The 22,829-nt window shown below is 40.8% G+C and carries 19 protein-coding genes; 16 read left to right on the top strand and 3 right to left on the bottom strand.

The window, feature by feature from the left end; translation table 11 throughout:
* The first annotated feature begins 274 nt into the window (after nt 1–274).
* Both purL and ACLKML_RS08765 read left to right on the top strand, forming a co-directional pair.
* Nucleotides 275–4,168 carry a phosphoribosylformylglycinamidine synthase gene (gene purL, locus ACLKML_RS08770; RefSeq protein WP_413285016.1) on the top strand — a complete coding sequence of 1,298 codons (3,894 nt, stop codon included), beginning with the start codon at nt 275–277 and terminating at the stop codon, nt 4,166–4,168.
* A gap of 181 nt (nt 4,169–4,349) precedes the next feature.
* On the top strand, nt 4,350–4,586 hold the full coding sequence (locus ACLKML_RS08765) for a DUF3622 domain-containing protein (protein WP_413285015.1): 237 nt from the start codon (nt 4,350–4,352) through the stop codon (nt 4,584–4,586).
* Nucleotides 4,587–4,777: 191 nt separating this feature from the next.
* Here the strand turns inward: ACLKML_RS08765 and ACLKML_RS08760 are convergent, their stop codons facing one another.
* Complete coding sequence (locus ACLKML_RS08760; protein WP_413285014.1) at nt 4,778–6,247, bottom strand: aminoacyl-histidine dipeptidase; 1,470 nt, start codon at nt 6,245–6,247, stop codon at nt 4,778–4,780.
* Nucleotides 6,248–7,286: 1,039 nt separating this feature from the next.
* Here ACLKML_RS08760 and ACLKML_RS08755 point away from each other — a divergent pair.
* The 14 genes from ACLKML_RS08755 (at nt 7,287) to pgpA (ending at nt 19,847) form a co-directional block, all read left to right on the top strand.
* The gene (locus ACLKML_RS08755) at nt 7,287–8,576 is read left to right on the top strand and encodes an NCS2 family permease (RefSeq protein ID WP_413285013.1); all 1,290 of its coding nucleotides are present in this window, start codon (nt 7,287–7,289) and stop codon (nt 8,574–8,576) included.
* A gap of 49 nt (nt 8,577–8,625) precedes the next feature.
* Nucleotides 8,626–9,084, top strand: a complete 459-nt coding sequence (gene gpt / locus ACLKML_RS08750) for a xanthine phosphoribosyltransferase (RefSeq protein ID WP_413285012.1) — start codon at nt 8,626–8,628, stop codon at nt 9,082–9,084.
* Nucleotides 9,085–9,176: 92 nt separating this feature from the next.
* Entirely contained in the window at nt 9,177–10,418 is a 1,242-nt protein-coding gene (gene frsA / locus ACLKML_RS08745) for an esterase FrsA (RefSeq protein ID WP_413285011.1), read from the top strand.
* 95 nt (nt 10,419–10,513) lie between these two features.
* Nucleotides 10,514–10,918: a sigma factor-binding protein Crl gene (crl, locus tag ACLKML_RS08740; RefSeq protein WP_413285010.1), complete on the top strand. Its 405-nt coding sequence runs from the start codon at nt 10,514–10,516 to the stop codon at nt 10,916–10,918.
* 141 nt (nt 10,919–11,059) lie between these two features.
* Nucleotides 11,060–12,214, top strand: a complete 1,155-nt coding sequence (gene proB / locus ACLKML_RS08735; RefSeq protein WP_413285009.1) for a glutamate 5-kinase — start codon at nt 11,060–11,062, stop codon at nt 12,212–12,214.
* Between the two features lie 9 nt (nt 12,215–12,223).
* Complete coding sequence (locus ACLKML_RS08730; RefSeq protein ID WP_413285008.1) at nt 12,224–13,474, top strand: glutamate-5-semialdehyde dehydrogenase; 1,251 nt, start codon at nt 12,224–12,226, stop codon at nt 13,472–13,474.
* A gap of 47 nt (nt 13,475–13,521) precedes the next feature.
* On the top strand, nt 13,522–13,971 hold the full coding sequence (nrdR, locus tag ACLKML_RS08725) for a transcriptional regulator NrdR (RefSeq protein WP_413285007.1): 450 nt from the start codon (nt 13,522–13,524) through the stop codon (nt 13,969–13,971).
* A gap of 153 nt (nt 13,972–14,124) precedes the next feature.
* Nucleotides 14,125–15,237, top strand: coding sequence for a bifunctional diaminohydroxyphosphoribosylaminopyrimidine deaminase/5-amino-6-(5-phosphoribosylamino)uracil reductase RibD (gene ribD, locus ACLKML_RS08720; RefSeq protein ID WP_413285006.1), 1,113 nt, complete (start codon nt 14,125–14,127; stop codon nt 15,235–15,237).
* 6 nt (nt 15,238–15,243) lie between these two features.
* Nucleotides 15,244–15,894, top strand: coding sequence for a riboflavin synthase (locus tag ACLKML_RS08715; protein WP_413285005.1), 651 nt, complete (start codon nt 15,244–15,246; stop codon nt 15,892–15,894).
* Nucleotides 15,895–16,023: 129 nt separating this feature from the next.
* On the top strand, nt 16,024–17,136 hold the full coding sequence (gene ribBA, locus ACLKML_RS08710) for a bifunctional 3,4-dihydroxy-2-butanone-4-phosphate synthase/GTP cyclohydrolase II (protein WP_413285004.1): 1,113 nt from the start codon (nt 16,024–16,026) through the stop codon (nt 17,134–17,136).
* A 182-nt stretch (nt 17,137–17,318) separates the two neighbouring features.
* Nucleotides 17,319–17,807 carry a 6,7-dimethyl-8-ribityllumazine synthase gene (gene ribE, locus ACLKML_RS08705; protein ID WP_413285003.1) on the top strand — a complete coding sequence of 163 codons (489 nt, stop codon included), beginning with the start codon at nt 17,319–17,321 and terminating at the stop codon, nt 17,805–17,807.
* Complete coding sequence (gene nusB / locus ACLKML_RS08700) at nt 17,807–18,274, top strand: transcription antitermination factor NusB (protein WP_413285002.1); 468 nt, start codon at nt 17,807–17,809, stop codon at nt 18,272–18,274. The genes ribE and nusB overlap by 1 nt, the downstream gene beginning before the upstream one ends.
* 95 nt (nt 18,275–18,369) lie before the next feature.
* Nucleotides 18,370–19,344, top strand: coding sequence for a thiamine-phosphate kinase (thiL, locus tag ACLKML_RS08695; protein ID WP_413285001.1), 975 nt, complete (start codon nt 18,370–18,372; stop codon nt 19,342–19,344).
* Nucleotides 19,341–19,847, top strand: a complete 507-nt coding sequence (pgpA, locus tag ACLKML_RS08690; protein WP_413285000.1) for a phosphatidylglycerophosphatase A — start codon at nt 19,341–19,343, stop codon at nt 19,845–19,847. The genes thiL and pgpA overlap by 4 nt, the downstream gene beginning before the upstream one ends.
* A gap of 190 nt (nt 19,848–20,037) precedes the next feature.
* Here pgpA and dxs read toward each other — a convergent pair whose 3' ends face one another.
* Together dxs and ispA are read right to left on the bottom strand one after the other, a co-directional pair.
* Nucleotides 20,038–21,921 (bottom strand): 1-deoxy-D-xylulose-5-phosphate synthase, encoded by a 1,884-nt coding sequence (dxs, locus tag ACLKML_RS08685; protein WP_413284999.1) that lies wholly within the window; start codon nt 21,919–21,921, stop codon nt 20,038–20,040.
* A 22-nt stretch (nt 21,922–21,943) separates the two neighbouring features.
* Entirely contained in the window at nt 21,944–22,828 is an 885-nt protein-coding gene (gene ispA, locus ACLKML_RS08680; protein ID WP_413284998.1) for a (2E,6E)-farnesyl diphosphate synthase, read from the bottom strand.
* Nucleotide 22,829: the final 1 nt, after the last annotated feature.

Genomic DNA, 22,829 nt, shown 5'->3' with positions numbered 1-22,829 from the left:
CCGAGTTGCGCTTTTCCATGCGGTTGAGTTTCTTTTATACAACACTGACGCTGTTTTATCCTTGCATGCTTTAGTTCAGGCTATAATGGTAAAAAAATGACGCAAACGGTTGCCTTTAGAGTTACGTCACAAAACATTTTCCTCTATAATACGCCCGAAGTAGATAGGTGACATTGGTATAATTTTTGAAATTTTACATTAACGTATTGAATTTATACCAATATCACCTAAATCATAATATCACCTAAATCAATAGTATAAGAGACCTAAGCATATGAGAATTTTGCGTGGCTCCCCAGCTCTTTCTGAGTTTCGAGTTAACAAGTTATTAGAACTTTGTCGTGAACAAGAACTGCCAATAACCGATATTTACGCAGAGTTTATGCACTTTGCCGATTTAACGGCTGACTTAACTAGCGAAGAAGTAGCAAAAGTAGAAAAGTTGCTGACTTATGGTCCTACTATTCAAGAGCATGAACCTAGTGGGCAATTGCTACTGGTGACTCCTCGTCCGGGAACTATTTCGCCTTGGTCTTCAAAAGCGACTGACATCGCACGCAATTGTGGTTTGAGTAAAATTAAGCGTTTAGAACGCGGTAGCGCTTATTATATCGAATCCTCTTCTGTACTTACTGAAAGCCAACTTGCGCAAGTTAAAGCGTTAATTCATGATCGAATGATGGAAGTGGTTTTCGCTGATCTTGATGATGCAACTAAGCTGTTTTCCGTTGCGGTTCCGGCTCCAGTAGCTAATGTGGATATTTTATCTGGTGGGCAGCAGGCTTTAGAAGAAGCTAACGTCGCACTGGGTTTAGCATTAGCTGAGGATGAAATTGATTATTTAGTAGAGAGCTTTACTAAGTTGGGCCGCAATCCAAATGATATTGAGCTTATGATGTTTGCGCAGGCGAACTCTGAGCATTGTCGTCATAAAATATTCAATGCCGATTGGACCATTGATGGGGTTGATCAAGAAAAATCCCTATTTAAGATGATCAAAAATACTTATGAAACCAACAGCGAACATGTTTTATCTGCCTATAAAGATAATGCTGCTGTAATGACTGGTTCTCATGTTGGTCGATTTTTCCCTGATCCAGAAACTCGTCAATATACTTACAATCAAGAGCTTGCGCATATCTTGATGAAGGTGGAAACACACAACCACCCAACCGCTATTTCTCCTTGGCCTGGTGCATCTACTGGTTCTGGTGGTGAAATACGTGATGAAGGGGCAACCGGTATTGGTGGTAAACCGAAGGCTGGTTTAGTTGGGTTCTCTGTTTCTAACTTACGTATTCCAGGTTTTGAACAACCTTGGGAAACCGATTTCGGCAAGCCGGGTCGTATTGTTAACGCATTGGATATTATGCTTGAAGGGCCATTAGGTGGTGCGGCATTTAATAATGAATTTGGTCGTCCTAACTTACTTGGTTATTTCCGTACTTATGAAGAGAAAGTGAACTCTCATAATGGGGAAGAAGTACGTGGTTATCATAAACCAATAATGATTGCGGGCGGTTTAGGTAATATTCGTGACGAACATGTTCAGAAAAAAGAAATCCCAGTTGGTGCAAGTTTAATTGTTTTAGGTGGCCCAGCAATGAACATTGGTCTTGGTGGAGGCGCTGCCTCTTCAATGGCTTCTGGTCAATCTGCGGAAGATCTCGATTTTGCTTCAGTGCAGCGAGAAAACCCGGAAATGGAACGCCGTTGTCAGGAAGTGATCGACCGCTGTTGGCAGATGGGTGAAGACAACCCGATTGCTTTTATCCATGATGTGGGTGCAGGCGGTATTTCTAACGCTTTGCCTGAATTGGTTGATGATGGCGAGCGTGGTGGTAAATTTCAATTGCGCAATGTCCCGAATGATGAGCCTGGTATGAGCCCATTAGAAATCTGGTGTAATGAGTCGCAAGAGCGTTATGTTTTGGCAGTATCATCAGAAAATATGGCGTGTTTTGATGCGATTTGTAAAAGAGAGCGTGCGCCATACGCTGTTGTTGGTGAAGCAACGGAAGAGCGTCATCTAACATTAGAAGATTCCTATTTCGACAACACGCCTATTGATATGCCAATGGATATCTTATTAGGTAAAGCGCCGAAAATGCATCGCGATGCAACAACACTTAAAGTGACCAATTCCGCAATGGATACGTCGGATATCGACGTTAATGAAGCGTTAGATCGTGTACTTAGATTACCAACTGTTGCTGAGAAAACGTTCTTAATTACGATAGGCGACCGTTCTGTTACAGGTCTGGTTGCTCGAGACCAAATGGTTGGTCCTTGGCAAATTCCGGTTGCGAACTGTGCGGTAACGGCTGCGAGCTACGACACGTATCATGGTGAAGCTATGTCGATGGGTGAGCGTACTCCTGTCGCATTATTAGATTTTGGCGCGTCGGCTCGATTAGCGGTTGGTGAATCTCTGACTAACATTGCAGCAACCAATATTGGTGACACTAAACATATTAAATTGTCTGCTAACTGGATGTCTCCAGCAGGTCATCCTGGAGAAGATGCTGGTTTATATGAAGCAGTAAAAGCGGTGGGTGAAGAATTATGTCCTGCGCTTGGTTTAACTATCCCGGTTGGTAAAGACTCAATGTCGATGAAAACCAAATGGGAACAAGACGGAGAACAAAAAGAAGTCACGTCGCCATTAAGTCTTGTTATTACAGCGTTTGCTCGTATTGAAGATGTGCGTAAAACCGTCACACCACAACTGCGAACTGATAAAGGTGAAACAAGCCTTATTTACATTGATTTAGGCTGTGGTAAAAATCGCATGGGTGCGACAGCATTTGCGCAAGTTTTCAAACAATTAGGTGATAAACCAGCGGATGTAGATAGTGCGGAGCAGTTAAAAGGCTTCTACGATGCGATTCAATCTTTGGTTGCGGACGATAAAGTTATTGCTTATCACGATAAAGGCGATGGTGGCTTAATTGTTACGTTGGCAGAAATGGCATTTGCCGGTCACTGTGGTTTACGTGCTGATATTGCTTCATTGGGCAGTGATGCGCTTTCTAGCTTGTTCAACGAAGAGCTTGGGGCTGTTATTCAAGTTAAGAACGATGAGGTCGACTCTATTCTTGCTACTTTAGCTTCATTTGGTTTAGCTGAGCTGAGCCATGTTATCGGTGACGTAGAGCAATCAGATACGCTGACGATTACTTCTGAACAATCGGTTGTGTTAGAGCGATCTCGTACAGAGCTTCGTACTATTTGGGCAGAAACAACTCACCAAATGCAATCTCTACGTGACAACCCTAAATGTGCTGACCAAGAGTTTGCAGCTAAAGCGGATGATAGCGATTTAGGGCTTAATGTCGACCTTAGCTTCGACGTACATGAAGATGTTGCCGCACCGTATATTGTTAAAGGTGCTAAGCCTAAAATGGCGATTTTACGTGAGCAAGGTGTTAACTCTCATGTGGAAATGGCTGCCGCTTTTGATAGAGCAGGTTTCGAAGCGACGGATGTTCACATGAGTGACATTTTAACTGGTCAAGCGGTACTGGATGAATATCACGGCTTAGCGGCATGTGGTGGTTTCTCTTATGGTGATGTATTAGGTGCAGGTGAAGGTTGGGCAAAATCTGTTTTATTCAACAACCAAGCTAGAGATCAATTTGAAGCTTTCTTTACACGCGATAATACTTTCTCGTTAGGTGTGTGTAATGGTTGTCAAATGTTATCGAACTTGCATGACTTAATTCCAGGTGCTGATTTGTGGCCTCGCTTTGTGCGCAATGAATCTGAGCGTTTTGAAGCACGCTTTAGCTTAGTTGAAGTACAGAAATCCGATTCTATTTTCTTTAATGGAATGCAAGGTTCACGTATGCCTATCGCAGTTTCTCATGGAGAAGGGCGTGTAGAAGTTCGTGATGATGCGCATTTAACGGCTCTGGAAAATTCAGGCACCGTAGCAGTGAGATATGTTGATAACTTGGGTAATGCGACTCAACAATATCCAAATAATCCAAATGGTTCACCGAATGCAATCACAGGATTAACCACGACTGATGGACGAGTCACTATTATGATGCCTCACCCTGAACGTGTTTTCCGTACCGTTGCTAACTCTTGGGCTCCAGATTCATGGGGTGAAGATAGCCCGTGGATGAGAATGTTCCGTAATGCTAGAGTGAATATTGGATAAGAGATAACCAATATAAAATTGATAAAGCCCTTGGATATGCCATATTCAAGGGCTTTTTTCTGATTTGATGTTTATTGGCGGCAGTTTAAGCAATATTACAGCAATTGTTGCCTCGATATGGTTTAATGCGCGCATTGAAAAGAGTCGAAACTCTTTTATGTAAAGTGAGTAGGAAACAAATATGAGTACTAATAAAAAATTCAGTTATAAAGTGGTTGAGAAACGTAACGGTTGGGCAGCAGAAATTGTTCGTCAAGTATCGGCTCAACGTACTGCAGTATCAAAACGTAAAATGGGCTTTGAGACAGAAGCAGAGGCTGTAGCTTGGGCAGAACAAGAGTTGCCTGCTTTTATCGCATTACAGACTGAACGGAATAAGCGTAAGTCTGCACAACGTAAAAGTGACGATCAAGAATAACTAGCAATAAGAAAAAATAGTAAGAAGAAGCAACAAGCGAGAATCAAAAGTTGGTTTATTGATGCCTTGTTCCGCATGAGATAAGTGCATCATACTATTTCAAACCTAACAGCAGCCTGTGGTATCAACGACAGGCTGCTGTTAGGTTTTATCAAGCTTGTTTTGGTTATTACTGTTTTTATTGGTTTTGGTTATTTTTTGGGGATATTTTGTAAAATAGCCACCATCTGTTCCCAATATAACGCAACTGTATCAATTTTTACTTTTTCATCAGGTGAATGAGGGAATTTGATGGTTGGACCAAAAGAGAGCATGTCCATTTTAGGGTAAGGCTCTTTGAACAAACCGCACTCTAATCCAGCATGAATAACCATAATATTTGGCTTTTTGCCATAAATACCTTCATAGGTATCTCTAAAAATAGCCATTATTTCTGAATCTGGGTCGGGCTTCCATCCAGGATATGCGCCACTAAATTCGACTTTTGCACCCGCTAGTTTGGCGATAGACGTCAGAACACCTTCAACTTGGGTTCGGCCAGTATCAATAAGAGAACGAACTAAGCACAAAATCGTGATTTTGTTTTTCTTGGTATTGATAACACCGACATTGATCGACGTTTCAACCACACCTTCAACGTCATCACTCATACGAATAACACCATTCGGACAAACATTAAGCGCGTCGATGAATTTAGATTGAGAATCAAGTGTTATCATTTGTAACTTGGTTTCTGCCACTTCGTAATACGAAAGAATATTGGTTTCTACTTGGCCTAATTCATCACGAAGAACGTTGGTAAACTTAATGAATAGTTCGTTAAGTTGTCCTTCATTAACCATCGGCAGAGCAACCGTAATAAAAGCTTCTCTCGGAATGGCATTTCGCAAGCTGCCGCCGCGGAATTGAACTAATTGAAGTTCCAGTTCTGCTGCGTGGTCAGTTAAAAAGCGAGCAAGTAATTTGTTGGCATTGGCACGACCGGTGTGAATATCACAACCTGAGTGACCACCTTTTAGCCCTTTTATAGAAAGTTCACGTGTAACATAACCTAATGGAATTTCTTCTCTTTTTATGTCAAACGTTAATGTGCCATCAATGCCGCCAGCGCAGCCCATGTACACTTCACCTTCTTGTTCGGAATCTGTGTTGAGTAAAATATCGCCTTGCAACCAACCTTCTTCAAGTCCAAATGCACCTGTCATGCCTGCTTCCTCATCTATTGTGAGAAGCACTTCAAGGGGCCCATGTTTTATCTCTTTTGAGGCAAGAACCGCCAGACAAGAAGCCATACCCATGCCGTTATCTGCGCCAAGTGTGGTTCCTTTTGCTGTTACCCATTCGCCATCGATATAAGGCTTAATTGGATCGGTTTCAAAGTTATGTTTGGTTTCTTCATTTTTTTGCGGAACCATATCGATATGAGCTTGTAACACAACACCTTTACGATCGGCCATTCCTTCGGTTGCTGGCTTTTTAATAAATATATTGCCAGTCTGATCTCTTTTTACATCCAAATTTTGCTCTTGCGCCCAGTTGACAATGTATTCAGCCAGTGCTTCTTCATGTTTAGAAGGGTGGGGAATAGAACAAATGGTATCGAAAAACTGCCAAACAGGTTCTGGTGATAAAGAACTGATTTCCGAGTGATGTTTAGACACAGATAACTCCTATTTTTGTCCAAAGTCATTTTTACTTTTTGTTATTGCAGACTGTAGTATTCGCAGACTGTAGTAATTACGGTCTAAAGACACCGAGAACTACTGAGTTTCTTGAGTAAAGCTCAGTAAATGTTCTTCAAATATCATCAAACTTTGGTGACATAATCAAAGCACGCATCATATCATTCACGCTTTCGTTACAAAAGTGCAATCGGTCTCATCTACAATGCGATTAACGTGCTCATTACTCCTTATAGTGATACTTTTTCGTAATTTTATAACGATAATCTTTAATAATTAAGATTAAGTGTGATTTAGATCTCCTTTTTGTTGTAATTTTATTTCATTTTGTTATTATCAGCACGTCTTCAAACTTTAGAAGATAAATTTGCTCAAAGGATGAGTCCGTATATCGCCTCCAAGGAACAGAGAAAATATATTGTATTTTTATTTTAGTTAAGGTGATAGATATGAAAGGTTTAGTTTCTTCAAAGTTTTGGTGTGTACAATCAATTTATACCCAGAACTTTCAGTATCCAACTAGCTTTGGTTATTAATCTAACCAAGTTATTGTGATTTGAACTTAAATGTTCGCCCCCAATATTAGAATTTATATCAACTATTTTGGTTGAAGCTTATTCGAGCGCTACTTTTTTAGTAGCGTTTTTTTTATCTTTCCGATGTAATCCATTACATTTCACTGCTTTATCGCAACTTGTAATGATTTTCATTTCTATACTACTTTTCTAGTGTTTATTGATTGCAAATTTGGCCTAAAAATAAATGGTAATCGTGTTCACGTATAGAAAATCATCGATAACAATTGTTGGATTAAGATTAGATTAATCTTTTATAGAAATAATGAGTTAGATGGGTTTTCTTCTAGTACTGGCAAGCTGATATCTTTATGTTTGATCATAAAAACCTGCTTTATATCTTAATCTGGCTGGAAATTGCTTTTTGATGACTTTATAATCTGCGCCATTCGTAGACGCAATCGTTTACTTTATTTTATAAAAAACAATTTTGGAATTTAATTATGCTGGAAAGACTGTTTAAACTCAGTGAGAACAATACGGATGTTCGAACCGAAGTTATTGCGGGTATTACTACCTTTTTAACTATGGCTTATATTATTTTTGTCAACCCTGCTATTTTATCTGAAACAGGAATGGATAGAGGTTCTGTGTTTGTTGCAACCTGTCTTGCTGCTGCAATTGGTTGTTTTATCATGGGCATTGTAGCTAATTATCCTATTGCTCAAGCGCCGGGCATGGGGTTGAATGCATTCTTCACTTATTCGGTTGTATTTGGAATGGGTTACACGTGGCAGGTTGCATTAGCAGCGGTATTTGTCTCTGGTCTTCTGTTTATTTTATTAAGTATTTTCAAAATTCGTGAATGGATAATCAATTCTATTCCAATGTCTTTAAGAACCGGTATTTCTGCAGGTATTGGCTTATTCCTAGCTTTTATCGCACTGCAAGGTTCAGGTATTGTTGGTGATAATCCAGCGACATTGGTTTCTATTGGCTCTGTCACTTCTATATCTGGCATTTTAGCCGCGGTTGGTTTTTTCTTAACTATTGCTTTGGTTCATCGTCGTTTTAAAGCCGCAGTGATGATAGCAATTTTAATTGTAACGGCATTGGGTATATTACTGGGTGACGTTGAATATCATGGTGTTTTCTCTATGCCACCAAGTATTGCGCCAACTTTTATGCAACTCGACTTTAGTGCTGTTTTTGAAGTGGGTATGATCTCAGTTGTGTTTGCATTTCTATTTGTTGATCTGTTTGATACAGCAGGAACTCTCGTTGGTGTCGCAACTAAAGCCGAACTAGTAAAAGAGGACGGTAAACTACCGCGCCTTAACCGTGCATTACTAGCGGATTCTACTGCAACATCGGTTGGTGCGTTATTAGGAACCTCAAATACGACTTCTTATATTGAAAGTGTTTCAGGTGTCGCCGCTGGTGGTCGTACTGGATTAACTGCAGTTGTTGTTGGCATTTTATTCTTACTTGCATTATTCTTCTCGCCATTAGCCGGCATGATCCCCGCTTATGCGACATCTGGTGCTTTGTTTTATGTAGCGATTTTAATGATGTCTGGATTGGTTTCTATTGATTGGCGTGATTTGACAGAAGCGGCTCCTGTGGTTGTTATTTGTCTTCTAATGCCTTTTACTTATTCAATTGCAGATGGTATTGCGTTAGGATTTATTGCTTATGCAGCGATTAAAGGCTTGAGCGGTAAAGGTCGTGAAGTTCCAGTTAGTGTTTGGGTTCTTGCTGTTGTTTTCGCACTCAAATTTGCTTTCGCTTAATCTTACAGTTTAGATAAGTGTTTTAAGTTCAAACAGGTTAAATATCATTATGAGTAATAAATTCGTCATTACTTGGGACAATATGCAACTTTATTGTCGTCAACTGGCTGAGAAGCAGATGCCTGCTGAACAGTGGAAAGGTATCCTTGGTGTGAGTCGCGGTGGATTGGTTCCTGCGGCCATCTTAGCGAGAGAGTTAGGTATTCGTTATGTCGATACTATTTGTATTGTCAGTTATGATCATGATCACCAACATGAGATGACGGTAGTTAAAGCACCAGAAGGTGATGGAGAAGGTTATCTCATTGTTGATGATCTAGTGGATAGTGGGGATACCGCACGAAAAATTCGTGAAATGTACCCTAAAGCAAAATTCGTTACTGTGAGTGCTAAACCAGCAGGAGCGCATCTTGTTGATGAATACATTGTTGATATTCCACAGGACACTTGGATTGAACAGCCTTGGGATATGGAAATCGCTTACGTGGATCCAATTTGTAAAAAATAAACGCTTTTATTGAGAAATTTCGAAAATGCTCCTGTATAGGGGCATTTTTTTTTATATCATGGAAGGTATTATGCACCAAAATAGTAGTGATCATGTCTGATAAGCAAAAGAATCTTTCCGAAACGCTGTTTAAAAAACATAAACAAGCCAAAGAAACGTCTAGTTTGATTCAATATATGCCAAGTAGTGTTGAATTTCTTAAACAGAAAAAGCAACAAGACTCTAGTTCTTGGTATCGAATTATCCGTCGTTATCAGTGGATATGGCAGGGGATAGACCCGATAGAACAAGAAGAAGTGTTAGCGAAAATTGCTTGCTCTAAACATTCCAGAACAGACGACGATTGGCTTGACACTGTTATGGGGTTTCATTCCGGAAATTGGGCATATGAGTGGACACAACTTGGTATGCGTCATCAAAAAAATGCTGCTACGTTAGAAGCAGATGAAGCTTCGGATGAATACTTTTATGCTAGCCTTTGCTACAGCATTGCAGGATACCCGCACCTAAAAGGCGATAATTTATCTATTCAAGCTCAAGCGTTAGCTAAATCCGCTTATGATGAAGCGATGAAAACTAGCCAATATGTTACTCGCCAGTTTGACGTTCCGTTTGAAGGTAAGAAAATTCAAGCCAATTTACATTTACCTAATACGGATAAACCTCAGCCAGTCGTGATGGTTAGCGCTGGTTTAGATGCTTTGCAAACGGATTTGTGGCGAATTTTTAAACAGTACTTGGCACCAATGGGCATAGGCATGTTAACCATCGATATGCCTTCCATAGGTTCGAATAGTCACTGGCAATTAACCGAAGATTCCTGCAAATTACATCGAGCGGTATTAAATGAACTACCTACTCTTCCTTGGGTCGATCACCGTAATGTTGGCTTGTTAGGTTATCGGTTTGGTGGTAATGCAATGTTGCGATTGGCTTTTCTTGAGCAAGATAAGATAAAAGCTTGCGTTACCATGGGCGCTCCGATTCACGATACATTTTCTTCCGCTGATAAAGTAAAAAAAATGCCTAGAATGTATTTGGATATTTTGGCCTCTAGACTAGGAAAGAGAGCGGTAGATATTCATAGTTTGGCAGGGCAGATGATGGCTTGGTCTTTGAAAACTCAAGGTTTTTTAACCAGTAAGAGAACCAAGGTTCCGGTGTTAGCATTATCTTTAGAAGGAGACGTTATTTCTCCTTATTCAGATAACCGTCTTGCGGCTATTTTTAGTCAATATGGCAAAGCAAAACAGATTTCTTCTAAATCTATCTCGGCAGGATATGAGCAATCACTCGATTTAGCAATTAAGTGGTTGGAAAATGAGTTAATTTAATGGTACTACGTTCCATTTATGTATAGCATGGTTACGTTGCGCAACAAGTGGCAGTGTAAATTCAAACTCATGTAATTATATCGATGGAGTATCATATGGTGAACAAGGTCGTTAGCCCAACTCATTTCCGATTATTAACCGCCTTACGAGCAATAGGCCCTTACCTTAGAGAATTTGAATCAAAAGAGGATAGTTATCTGTTTGATTGCTTATCTGTCTGTGTTGATGACAAACAATCACCAGAAATGCGTGAATTTTGGGGCTGGTGGATGGAGCTAGATGCCTCGAAGAATGATGGTGTTGTGGATGGCTTTGTCGCAAAATTTAAAATGGGTAAGTACGATACAGAAGGTCACTGGCAAGTTGTTGATTTATCTGAAAGCGTTATGGCAGAAATCACTCGAACTCAAGAGGATTTTTTAATCAAGCTAAGTAAAGTGTTAGAAGAACGTTTTGCTTTGTCTTTATCACTACATGAAGAATCGGTCGAGTTTGTGTAATTGTTGCTGTTGATTGATTAAAATAGAGTCCCAACAAATTAAATTGATAAAAAGGCGCATTAATGCGCCTTTTTTACTTGTGCAATTTGAGATGGATTGTTACAACACCTTTATAAACCCTAAATTTATATAGCAAGGCAAATGACAATTAAACAAGGTGAAAAAGCGTTGCAACCTCAAACCGCGTCCGTAAAGAAGACAATAGTGGTCAAGCTTGGTACGAGTGTTCTTACTGGTGGAACGTTAGCATTAGATAAAGCCAATATGGTGGAGTTAGTTCGTCAATGTGCGCATCTCAAACAGCATGGACATTCTGTAGTGATTGTTTCATCTGGAGCCATTGCGGCAGGTCGTGAGCATCTAGGTTATCCAGCGTTGCCTAATTCAATGGCGACCAAACAAATGTTAGCAGCCGTTGGTCAGAGTCAATTGATTCAACTATGGGAATCTCTGTTTGCTCTTTATGGTTTGAAAATTGGTCAAATGCTACTTACCAGAGCAGATTTAGATGATAGAGAGCGTTTCTTAAACGCACGCGATATGATCAACACCTTGTTAGAAAACGATATTATTCCGGTTGTTAATGAAAATGATGCTGTTGCTACCTCCGAGATAAAAGTCGGCGATAATGATAATTTATCTGCTTTGGTAGGTATTTTGTGTGGCGCTGATAAACTGTTGCTGTTAACTGACCAACCTGGTTTGTTTACTGCCGATCCTCGAAATAACTCCGATGCGGAACTTATTCGTGAAGTGACCACCATTGATGAGACTCTGAGGAAAATCGCTGGCGGTAGTGGAACAACGTTAGGTACAGGTGGTATGGCGACTAAATTACAAGCAGCCGATATTGCTAGACGGGCAGGAATAGAAGTGATTATTGCAGCGGGTAGCGCGGAAAGTGTTATTGAAACGTCAATCACAGATCAACCTCAAGGCACTAAATTTCTCGCCCTTGCGGAAGCATTAGAAAACCGCAAACGATGGATCTTAGCCGGCCCTGCAGCATCGGGTGATATTATTATCGACGATGGTGCAGTCAACGCTGTGGTTGAAAGAGGAAGCAGCTTACTTGCGAAAGGCGTGACCAAGGTAGCCGGACAATTTGCTCGAGGTGAAGTGGCTAGGATTAAAAATAGTAAAGGTCAATTGGTCGCTAAAGGCATTGTGCGTTATTCGAATAAAGATTTGATCAAAATAATTGGCAAGCACAGCAAACAGATTAATGAAATTTTAGGCTATGAGTACGGCTCAGAGGTGATCCATAGAGATGACCTCGTGGTCATTCAAGAGTAAGGATAAAATGTGAAACTAATTCAAATGGGACAAGCAGCGAAAGCCGCTGCATTTCGTCTTGCAACGGCTTCAACGGCTCAAAAAAACCGTGCACTAGCCATTATGGCCGATGAACTGGAAATAAACGCTCAGGCTATTCTTGCTGCGAATGCAAAGGATATTGATAACGGGCGCAACGCGGGTCTGACAGACGCGTTATTAGACCGTTTATTGTTGAATGACGATCGCTTATTGGCCATTGCTAACGATGTACGAAACGTGATTAGTCTAAATGATCCTGTTGGCAGTGAAATTGACAGTAAAGTGCTAGAAAACGGCATGTCTTTATCTCGACGTCGCGTTCCTTTAGGCGTGGTGGGTGTTATATATGAAGCTCGTCCAAACGTGACCATTGATATTGCAGCACTGTGTTTAAAAACGGGTAACGCCAGCATTCTTCGTGGTGGTAAAGAGACGTTTTTTTCTAATATGGAACTGGTTAAGGTGATTCAAATTGCACTACAAAAAGCGGAATTACCTGCTGAGTCAGTTCAATATATAGAAAAACCTGATCGTGAGTTGGTTTCTGAGTTGTTGAAACTGGATGATTATGTTGACATGATTATTCCACGTGGTGGTGCTGGATTACACAAAATGTGTAAAGAAAACAGTACAATACCAGTGATTATTGGTGGTTTCGGCATTAGTCATATTTTTGTTGATGAAAGCGCAGATCTAGATAAATCACTTCTGGTAGTAGAAAACTCAAAAGTGCAACGTCCTTCAGCGTGTAACTCTCTGGATACATTGTTAGTGCATGAAAAAATTGCAGCGCAATTTTTACCTAAATTGGCAGAAAAATTAAATGGTAAAGTAACACTTGTGGCGGAAGAAAAAGCCAAAGCTTATTTATCTAATTCAACACAATTAAGGGATGTGCAAGAAGGTGACTTTGATACAGAATGGTTGAGTTTTACGTTAGGGGTTAAAGTGGTCAGTGATGTGGAGCAAGCCATTGATCACATGCGTATTCATAATGCGAGTCATTCCGACGCGATTATGACCAATAGTCTGAAAAATGCGGAATTATTTATTAATTCAGTGGGTTCTGCTGCTGTCTATGTGAACGCTTCTACTCGTTTTACCGATGGGGCTCAATTTGGGTTAGGTGCTGAAGTGGCCGTTTCTACGCAAAAACTGCATGCACGAGGTCCGATGGGACTTGAAGAGTTGACGAGTTATAAATGGGTTGGTAAAGCCGATTATTTGGTGCGTCCATAACGGACTGTTTATTTGTTTAAGCTGTATCTACATCATTTGGAGGTGGTATGCATTGTCCATTTTGTTCTGAAAATGACACCAAAGTTATCGACTCTAGGCTTGTTGCCGACGGGCATCAAGTACGTCGCCGGCGTCAGTGCTTAGCTTGTAGCGAACGTTTTACCACGTTTGAAAGCGCTGAGTTAGTTATGCCTAAAGTGATTAAATCGAATGGTAATCGCGAACCATTTAATGAAGATAAAATGATTGGTGGTATTCAAAGGGCGTTAGAAAAACGCCCTGTTAGTGCCGATTCAATAGAACTGGCGATCAGTAATATAAAGTCTAAATTAAGAGCGACCGGAGAGCGCGAAGTTCCAAGTGAAATGATTGGTAACTTGGTTATGGAACAATTGAAAGATCTCGATAAAGTCGCCTATATTCGGTTTGCTTCCGTTTATCGAAGTTTTACCGATATTAAAGAGTTTGGCGAAGAAATTGCTAGGCTTGAAGATTAACTTTCGACTAAGATTATTTTGATCGCACTAATATTACCTTGATCGCACTAATATTACCTTGATCGCACTAATATTACCTTGATCGCACTAATATTACCTTGATCGCATAAATAATATCTTAATAAAAAAATAATAACTAAAGAAGACCCTATAATGAACCCATCTTTTTCTCCCATCGATTATCAGATGATGTCTCACGCCATTCTGCTGGCGAAAAAAGGTTGTTTTACAACTGCACCTAACCCAAATGTAGGTTGTGTGATTGTTCGCGACGGGCACATTGTAGGGTCAGGCTTTCACTATCAAGCAGGTGAGCCTCATGCAGAAGTGTTTGCGCTAAGAGAAGCAAAAGAGAAAGCACAAGGGGCCACGGCTTATGTCACGTTAGAACCTTGTTCTCATTATGGTAGAACACCACCCTGTGCCGAAGCATTAGTTAACGCTAAGGTCAGTAAAGTGATTTGTGCTATGCAAGATCCAAATCCTCAAGTAGCCGGTCGTGGCTTTAAGATATTACGAGATGCAGGGATAGAGGTTCAAGTAGGCTTACTTGAAAACGATGCGATGGCATTAAACCCTGCATTTATTAAAAGAATGAAAACTGGTAAGCCATATGTTCAGTTAAAACTAGCCGCGAGTCTGGATGGGCAAACCGCCTTGAAAAATGGTCAAAGTAAATGGATAACAACCGCGGAAGCCAGAAAAGATGTTCAACTTTTTAGAGCGAAAGCAGGGGCTATTTTGTCCACCAGTACCACTGTTATTGCTGATAACGCATCACTTAATGTTCGTTGGGAGGATTTACCTGATTCTATTCAAACCGTCTATCTTCCAGATCAAGTTCGACAACCAACTCGTGTTATTTTAGAAAATAACTTATTGTTAACCGACGGACTTAAATTGTTTCAATCTACAGGTGATGTAATACGGGTCTCTAGTTCAAAAAATGCCGACCTGACCATTGGTTTGAATCAGGATAATAATCTTGATCTCGAGTTACTGTTAGACCAACTGGCTAAGCAACATCAAGTCAGTCATCTATGGGTAGAAGCCGGAGCAACCTTAGCCACCAGTTTTATAAAACAAAGTTTAGTCGATGAATTGGTTATCTATCTCGCCCCTAAACTGATGGGATCGGATGGAAGAGGATTCATTAACTTACTTGGTTTAGATAAAATGGACCAAGTTATCGACTTGAACATTACCGATATACGCATGATCGGCGCTGATATTCGAGTGATCGCGCAAATAAAACCGAAACAGTAGGAAGTTATGTTTACAGGAATAATTGAAGCCGTAGGAGAACTCACTGCTATTACTGCGAAAGGTGAGGATATCTCGATTACTGTTGCATCTGGCAAATTAGATCTGTCCGATGTAAAAGTTGGCGATAGTATCGCAACCAATGGGGTGTGTTTAACGGTAGTCTCTCACGATTCAACAAGTTATACCGCAGACCTCTCTGTAGAAACCTTGAATTTAACCGGGTTTACCCAATATCAAGTGGGAGATAAGGTTAATCTTGAAAAAGCTATGCTGCCCACCACAAGATTTGGCGGGCATATTGTTTCAGGTCATGTTGACGGGGTTGGTGTTATTGTGGAACGCAATCCTGTTGGTCGAGCGATTGAGTTTTGGGTCGAGATACCGAATAACATCACCAAGTACGTTGCTTATAAAGGTTCAATTACGGTTGATGGTATTAGTTTAACCGTCAATGAGTTACGAAAGAACGCCTTTAAACTCACTATTGTTCCTCATACATCAGATGAAACGACCATTGATAGCTTTCAGGTTGGCAGGAAAGTTAATTTGGAAGTCGATGTTTTGGCGCGATACATGGAGAGGTTGCTGCAAGGAAACACGCAGCAACAAGAATCCACAATTACCATGGATTTTTTACAACAGAATGGCTTCGCATAGCCTTAAATTAATTTAATTTAGACTTTTTATATAAAAAAATCTGAATTCAAGTCACTAAAATAAGCTTAGTCTGGCAGGCGGTTGAATGTAAATGCAACCCTGAGCAAAGAATGAGATAGGACAATAGTAATGGCAATTAGCACACCACAAGAAATTATTGAAGATATTCGTTTGGGTAAAATGGTTATCCTGATGGATGACGAAGACCGAGAGAATGAAGGCGACATTATTATGGCCGCGGAGCATGTTACGCCTGAAGCCATTAATTTTATGGCGACTTATGGTCGTGGTCTTATTTGTCTTACTATGACCAAAGAACGGTGTGTAAAACTTGGATTAGCACCAATGGTTCAAGACAACAATGCGCAATTTACCACTAATTTTACGGTTTCTATTGAAGCGGCAGAAGGTGTGACTACCGGAATTTCAGCATCAGATCGTGCTGTAACGGTACAAGCAGCGGTGACAAAAGATGCCAAAGCGGCTGATTTAGTTCAACCAGGGCATATTTTTCCATTAACCGCACAAGAAGGCGGTGTGTTAACCCGAGCGGGTCACACGGAAGCAGGTTGTGATCTTGCTCGTTTGGCTGGTTTAGAGCCTGCTTCTGTTATTGTCGAAATTTTGAATGAAGATGGCAGTATGGCACGCCGTCCTGACTTGGAAATATTCTCAGAAAAACACGATATAAAAGTGGGTACAATTGCCGATCTTATTGAATATCGTAATAACACCGAAACCACTATAGAGCGTGTCGCAGAGTGTAAGTTACCGACTGAATTTGGTGAGTTTGATCTGGTTACCTACCGCGATACCATTGATAATGAAATTCATTATGCGCTACGTAAAGGATCGGTATCAGCAGATGAACCTTGCCTAGTTCGTGTTCATTTACACGATATGTTTACTGATGTACTTCGTTCAAATAGAAACGCCGATCGTAGTTGGACTTTAGATACAGCGATGAAACGCATTGGTGAAGATGGTGGCGTATTAGTGATTTTAGGCCAGGAAGAATCAGCGGATTTACTGATCCATCGAGTTAAAATGTTTGAACAACAAGATAAGGGTGATGCGCCTACGATGGCTAAGAAGCAAGGTACCTCTCGCCGTGTGGGGATTGGTTCGCAGATACTTTCTGACATGGGTATAAGCAAGATGAAATTACTTTCTTCTTCTGGTAAGCGTTATCACGCGCTAGGTGGGTTTGGTCTTGAAGTGGTTGAATATATCACCGAGTAATCGCAAGGGAAGTATCAAGGCAAGTATCACACGTGATACTTGCCCGTTGGTTATTTTGTTGGTTTCGAGTGACCAAGAATTGACTTACCTCCACACGGAGGTATTTTCTATTAGATATTGCTCACAAAATTGTGCTAGAATCCCGCGATTCTCACAGGATGAATATAGTTGAAGGAAAGTTTATGAAAGTATGCGAGGGTGTAAAAGTGATCGAGGGTGGTTTCCCAGCTCCAAATGCAAAAATTGCCATTGTAATTTCTCGTTTTAATAGCTTTATTAATGAAAGTTTACTTTCTGGCGCTATCGATACTTTAAAACGTCATGGCCAAGTGTCAGAAGACAACATCACCGTTGTTCGCTGTCCAGGTGCAGTTGAATTACCTTTAGTTGCTCAACGAGTAGCAAAAACAGGTAAATTTGATGCTATCGTATCTTTAGGTACGGTCATTCGTGGTGGTACACCACATTTCGACTATGTTTGTAGTGAGTGCAACAAAGGTTTAGCACAAGTTTCTCTGGAATATAGTCTTCCAGTGGCATTCGGTGTGTTAACTGTAGATACCATCGATCAAGCTATTGAGCGCGCCGGAACCAAGGCTGGTAATAAAGGTGCAGAGGCTGCACTGAGCGCACTTGAAATGATCAACGTTCTTTCTGAAATCGATTCCTAATGGGGGCAAGTGTGAAACCAGCCGCACGTCGTAATGCACGTCAATTTGCTTTACAAGCAATTTACTCATGGCAAATATCAAAAGATAATGTTGCCGTAATAGAAGAACAGTTTTTAACTGGTGATAAGTACGATGAAGAAGAGCATCGTGACGCAGAGCCTGCATTGGCTGCACCAGAAACCGACGTCGCTTACTTTCGTGACCTTTTGACCGGTGTTGTACAAGATCACACTAAGTTAGATAGCAAACTTCGCCCATATCTTTCTCGTCCAATGCAAGATTTGGATATGATGGAGTTAGCACTTTTACGTCTTGCTATGTACGAGATGACTCGACGAGAAGATGTACCATACAAAGTGGTTATCAACGAAGCGATAGAGCTAGCTAAAATATTTGCGGCAGAAGATAGTCATAAGTTTGTCAACGGTGTGTTGGATAAAGCTGCACCGCATGTACGCAAAAAATAAAGTCAGTTAAAACAAAAAGGTCGGCTTAGCTGGCCTTTTTTGTGTCTTTAGATTGTCGAGTTAACCTTTATTATTAACGGCGAGATACAGTAGTTATGTCTGGTGAATTCAGTTTAATCAAAAAGTATTTTTCTAATCGTCAAAGCCAACGAAAAGATGTTCAATTATCATTGGGCGATGATTGCGCCATTGTTCGTTCTCCTGAAAGTGTCCGTATTGCAATAAGTACCGATACCTTAGTTGCAGGTACGCATTTTCTTGCTGATGCGAATCCGGCTTGGATCGCACATAAAGCGCTGGCTTCTAATTTAAGTGATTTAGCCGCAATGGGGGCAACACCCGCTTGGATCTCACTTGCATTAACCTTACCTGAACAAGATGATGTGTGGCTGACCTCTTTTTGCGATGCATTTTTTGAATTAGCCGACTATTTTGGTGTTCAACTCATAGGTGGGGATACAACAAAAGGGCCATTAAGCATTACCTTAACGGTACAAGGGTTTGTTCCTGAAACCAAAGCATTGTGTCGAGATGGCGCAAAATCAGGCGATTGGTTATACGTTACTGGCAATCTTGGTGATAGTAAGGCTGGACTCGATGTTGTTTTAGGTGATGAGCCGAGAAGTAAACCTTACGCAAAAATACTAGAACAGCAACACTATCTTGCTAGGCCAAGAATTTTAGCAGGCCAAGCATTATTAAATGTAGCCTCAAGTTGTATTGATATATCTGATGGCTTAATTGCTGATGTTCAACATATACTTAAACGATCTGGAGTTGGTGCAAGGATTGATATCAGCGCTTTACCGTTATCCAATGAACTGTTGGGTTTTTGCAACGACAGAGAAAAGGCACAGAAATATGCGTTATCGAGTGGTGAAGAGTATGAGCTATGTTTTACCGTGCCTGAAGAACATAAAGGCGGTATTGATAGTACTTTAGCTCATATTGGTTGTGCGGTCACTTGTATTGGACAAATACGGCCAGAAGGCACCTTTGAGCTTATCCGAGACGGTAAACCAGTTGATTGGCAACTTGATGGTTACGATCACTTTAAGGGAAAATCATGAGCAATCCATTAGATTTAATATCATTTAAAAATCCATGGCATCTTTTAGCGACAGGATTTGGTAGTGGTATGTCACCGATTATGCCTGGAACGATGGGGACACTCGCCTCTATTCCACTGTATTTTATATTAGTCCAATTGCCTTTTTCGATGTACGTTACTTTGGTTATTCTCTCTTGTGTGATCGGTATTAAAATATGCCAAACGACGTCTGATGACATGATGGTTCATGATCATGGTGCGATTGTATGGGATGAATTTGCTGGCTTTTGGATCACTATGAGCTTAGTGCCTATGATGAACCTTCCTGCAACCGAATGGCGATGGTTACTAGCAGGTTTTGTTCTTTTCCGTTTCTTTGACATGGTGAAACCGTGGCCGATTAGTTGGCTTGACAAAAGAGTTCATGGTGGACTTGGTATTATGATTGACGATATTGTTGCTGGCGCAATAGCTTGTTTTTGCTTGTTTTTGTTGGGCAAATATCTGGGCTGGATGCATTAATATATCTTCGATGGTTGTTTAGCATAAGGTATTAATTAACATCCGTCCCTTTACTAAAAATGCCGTTGATTTCATACGTGATAAAATCGACGGCAATGTGGTTAAATCATCAATCCTAATAATCTTCTTTAGTTATTCGTACGTTAAATACTCATTGATTCAAACGTATTGTATTTGTTGAATTGGGGCATTATTTCGCTATGTATTCACGAATCTTAGCTTCGATACCTGCCGCATCTATCGCCAATTCTGCGTGCATCTCTTGCTGAGTTCCCTGCGCAACGAATTTATCAGGTAAACCAATAGTTAACACTGGTTTAATGATTTTATCTTGCATCATAAACTCTACCACGCCTGAGCCTGCACCCCCTATAATGGTGTTCTCTTCAACGGTGACAATAATGTCGTGGTTATTGGTTAGCTCTCTGATTAGGTTTTCGTCTAGCGGTTTTACGAAACGCATATCAGCAACCGTGGCATCGAGTTTTTCGGCTGCGACTAACGCACCTTCTAGCATCGTACCAAAACTTAAAATAGCCACTGTTGGCTGGCTAGTCTTTTGCGCTCTTTGTCGAACGATTCGTCCTTTACCTATCTCGATTTCTGTCATTGTTTGGTCAATTTCAGCTCCAATGCTGGTGCCTCTTGGATAACGAACGGCTGATGGACCTGAGTGTTTATGGCCGGTATAAAGCATTTGTCGGCATTGGTTTTCATCACTAGGGGCCATTATTACTAAGTTCGGTATACAGCGTATAAAGCTAAGATCGAAAGCCCCTTGGTGAGTTTGGCCATCAGCACCAACAATACCCGCTCGATCAATAGCAAACATTACCGGCAAATTCATAATCGCAACATCATGGATGAGTTGATCGTAACCGCGTTGTAAAAAGGTCGAATAAATTGCAACTATAGGGTGGTAGCCCGCAATTGCCATTCCTGTTGCCAAGGTAATCGAGTGTTGCTCAGCAATGGCCACATCGAAATATTGACTCGGAAATTTCTTCGAAAACTCCACCATGCCAGAACCTTCTCGCATGGCGGGAGTAATGGCCATAAGTTTAGGATCTTGCTCTGCCATGTCACAAAGGAAGTCTCCAAAAATTTTGGAGAAACTGGGTTTTGTACCGTTACTTTTAGGTAAGCTCGTTTCTGCTGGATTAAACTTTGGTACGCCATGATAACCAATAGGATCTTTTTCGGCCGGCTCGTAGCCTTTGCCTTTTTTGGTCATAATGTGTAGAAACTGCGGCCCTTTCAGTTCACGCATATTTTTAAGCGTTTTTACTAGCTCGTTAACATCATGTCCGTCGATTGGACCGATATAGTTAAAACCGAGTTCTTCAAACATGGTTCCTGGTACGACCATGCCTTTAAGATGTTCTTCTGTTCTGCGCACTAACTCTTTAATCGGCGGTACACCTGACAGCACTTTTTTGCCACCTTCACGTATCGAAGTATAAAGGTTGCCAGACAATATCTGGGCTAAGTGGTTGTTTAATGCGCCTACGTTTTCAGATATAGACATTTCATTGTCGTTGAGTACTACTAACATATCTGAATGAATATCACCTGCATGATTCATGGCTTCAAACGCCATACCTGCAGTGATCGCACCATCACCAATCACACTAACGACTTTTCTATTCTTGCCTTCTTTTTCTGCGCAAATCGCCAGTCCTAATGCTGCACTGATGGAAGTTGATGAGTGACCAACGGAAAGAACGTCGTATTCACTTTCTTCTCTCCAAGGGAAAGGGTGAAGGCCGTCTTTTTGTCGTATGGTTGGTAACTTCTCTCTTCGCCCTGTTAGAATTTTATGCGGATAAGCTTGATGGCCTACATCCCAGATCAACTGATCAAAAGGTGTGTTATAGACGTAATGCAGCGCAACAGTGAGTTCTACTGTACCTAAACCAGAGGCTAGGTGTCCGCTAGATTGGCTGACTGAATTTAACAAATAGGTACGTAATTCGTCACACACTTTAGGTAAAATGTCTTTTGGAAGTGAGCGAAGCTCTTCAGGCGTGTCAGCTAGAATTAAAGTGGGATATTTTGATAGATCAAGAGTCATAAAATATTCAGCGCTTATAATGTTAGTTTTTGCGCTCGACAACGTATCGGGCGAACTCTTCGAGTAACTTTGTATTGTATGGGATCGCATCCAAAGCATGAAGTGCTTCTTGTAAAAGAGTTTGCGCTTTGTGTTGAGCGCCTTCTAATCCAAGTAATGAAGGATACGTTGCCTTATTTAAATTTTGGTCAGAACCTTGTGGTTTTCCAAGTGTTTCTGTGTCGCTGATAATATCTAAAATATCATCTTGCACTTGAAAGGCCAGTCCTACTGCATCGGCGTACTTATTTAGTAAGGGTAGGATCGCTTGTCCTTTTTCACCAGCAGAAAGTGCGCCTAATTGTATTGCGCATTTTAGTAGTGCCCCGGTTTTATTTTTGTGTATCATTTCGAGTTCGTCGAGAGAGACGGATTTATTTTCCGCACACAGATCTAACGCTTGTCCAATACACATGCCTTGAGCACCGGATGCTTTAGCCAGTGTTTGGAGCATTGCTACTCGCTTACTTTCACCTTGTGTCGACAGTTTACCTTCCGCCAAAATAGTAAACGCAAGAGTTTGCAGCGAATCACCAGCTAAAATAGCGGTAGCTTCATTAAATTGAATATGGCAAGTCGCGTGTCCGCGACGAAGTTCATCATCATCCATTGCTGGTAAATCATCGTGGATAAGAGAATAAGCATGAATACATTCTATCGCAGAAGCTGGGGTATCTATTTCATCAATAGTACAACCAAGCATTTCTCCAGTAACATAAACAAGAAAAGGCCGAACCCTTTTTCCACCAAGTAATAAACCATACTGCATGGCTTGAATAAGAGAATGTTCTTGATGATCTAACTTACTCAGCCAAGCGTTTAACTGAGATTGATTTCTTTCTTGATAAGAGGTTAATGCAGTTAGCATA

This window comes from Vibrio sp. MA40-2, from assembly GCF_047302445.1.
Lineage (GTDB): Bacteria > Pseudomonadota > Gammaproteobacteria > Enterobacterales > Vibrionaceae > Vibrio.
Note: the sequence above shows the minus strand (reverse complement) of the source record. Positions and strands in the feature narration are given on the sequence as shown.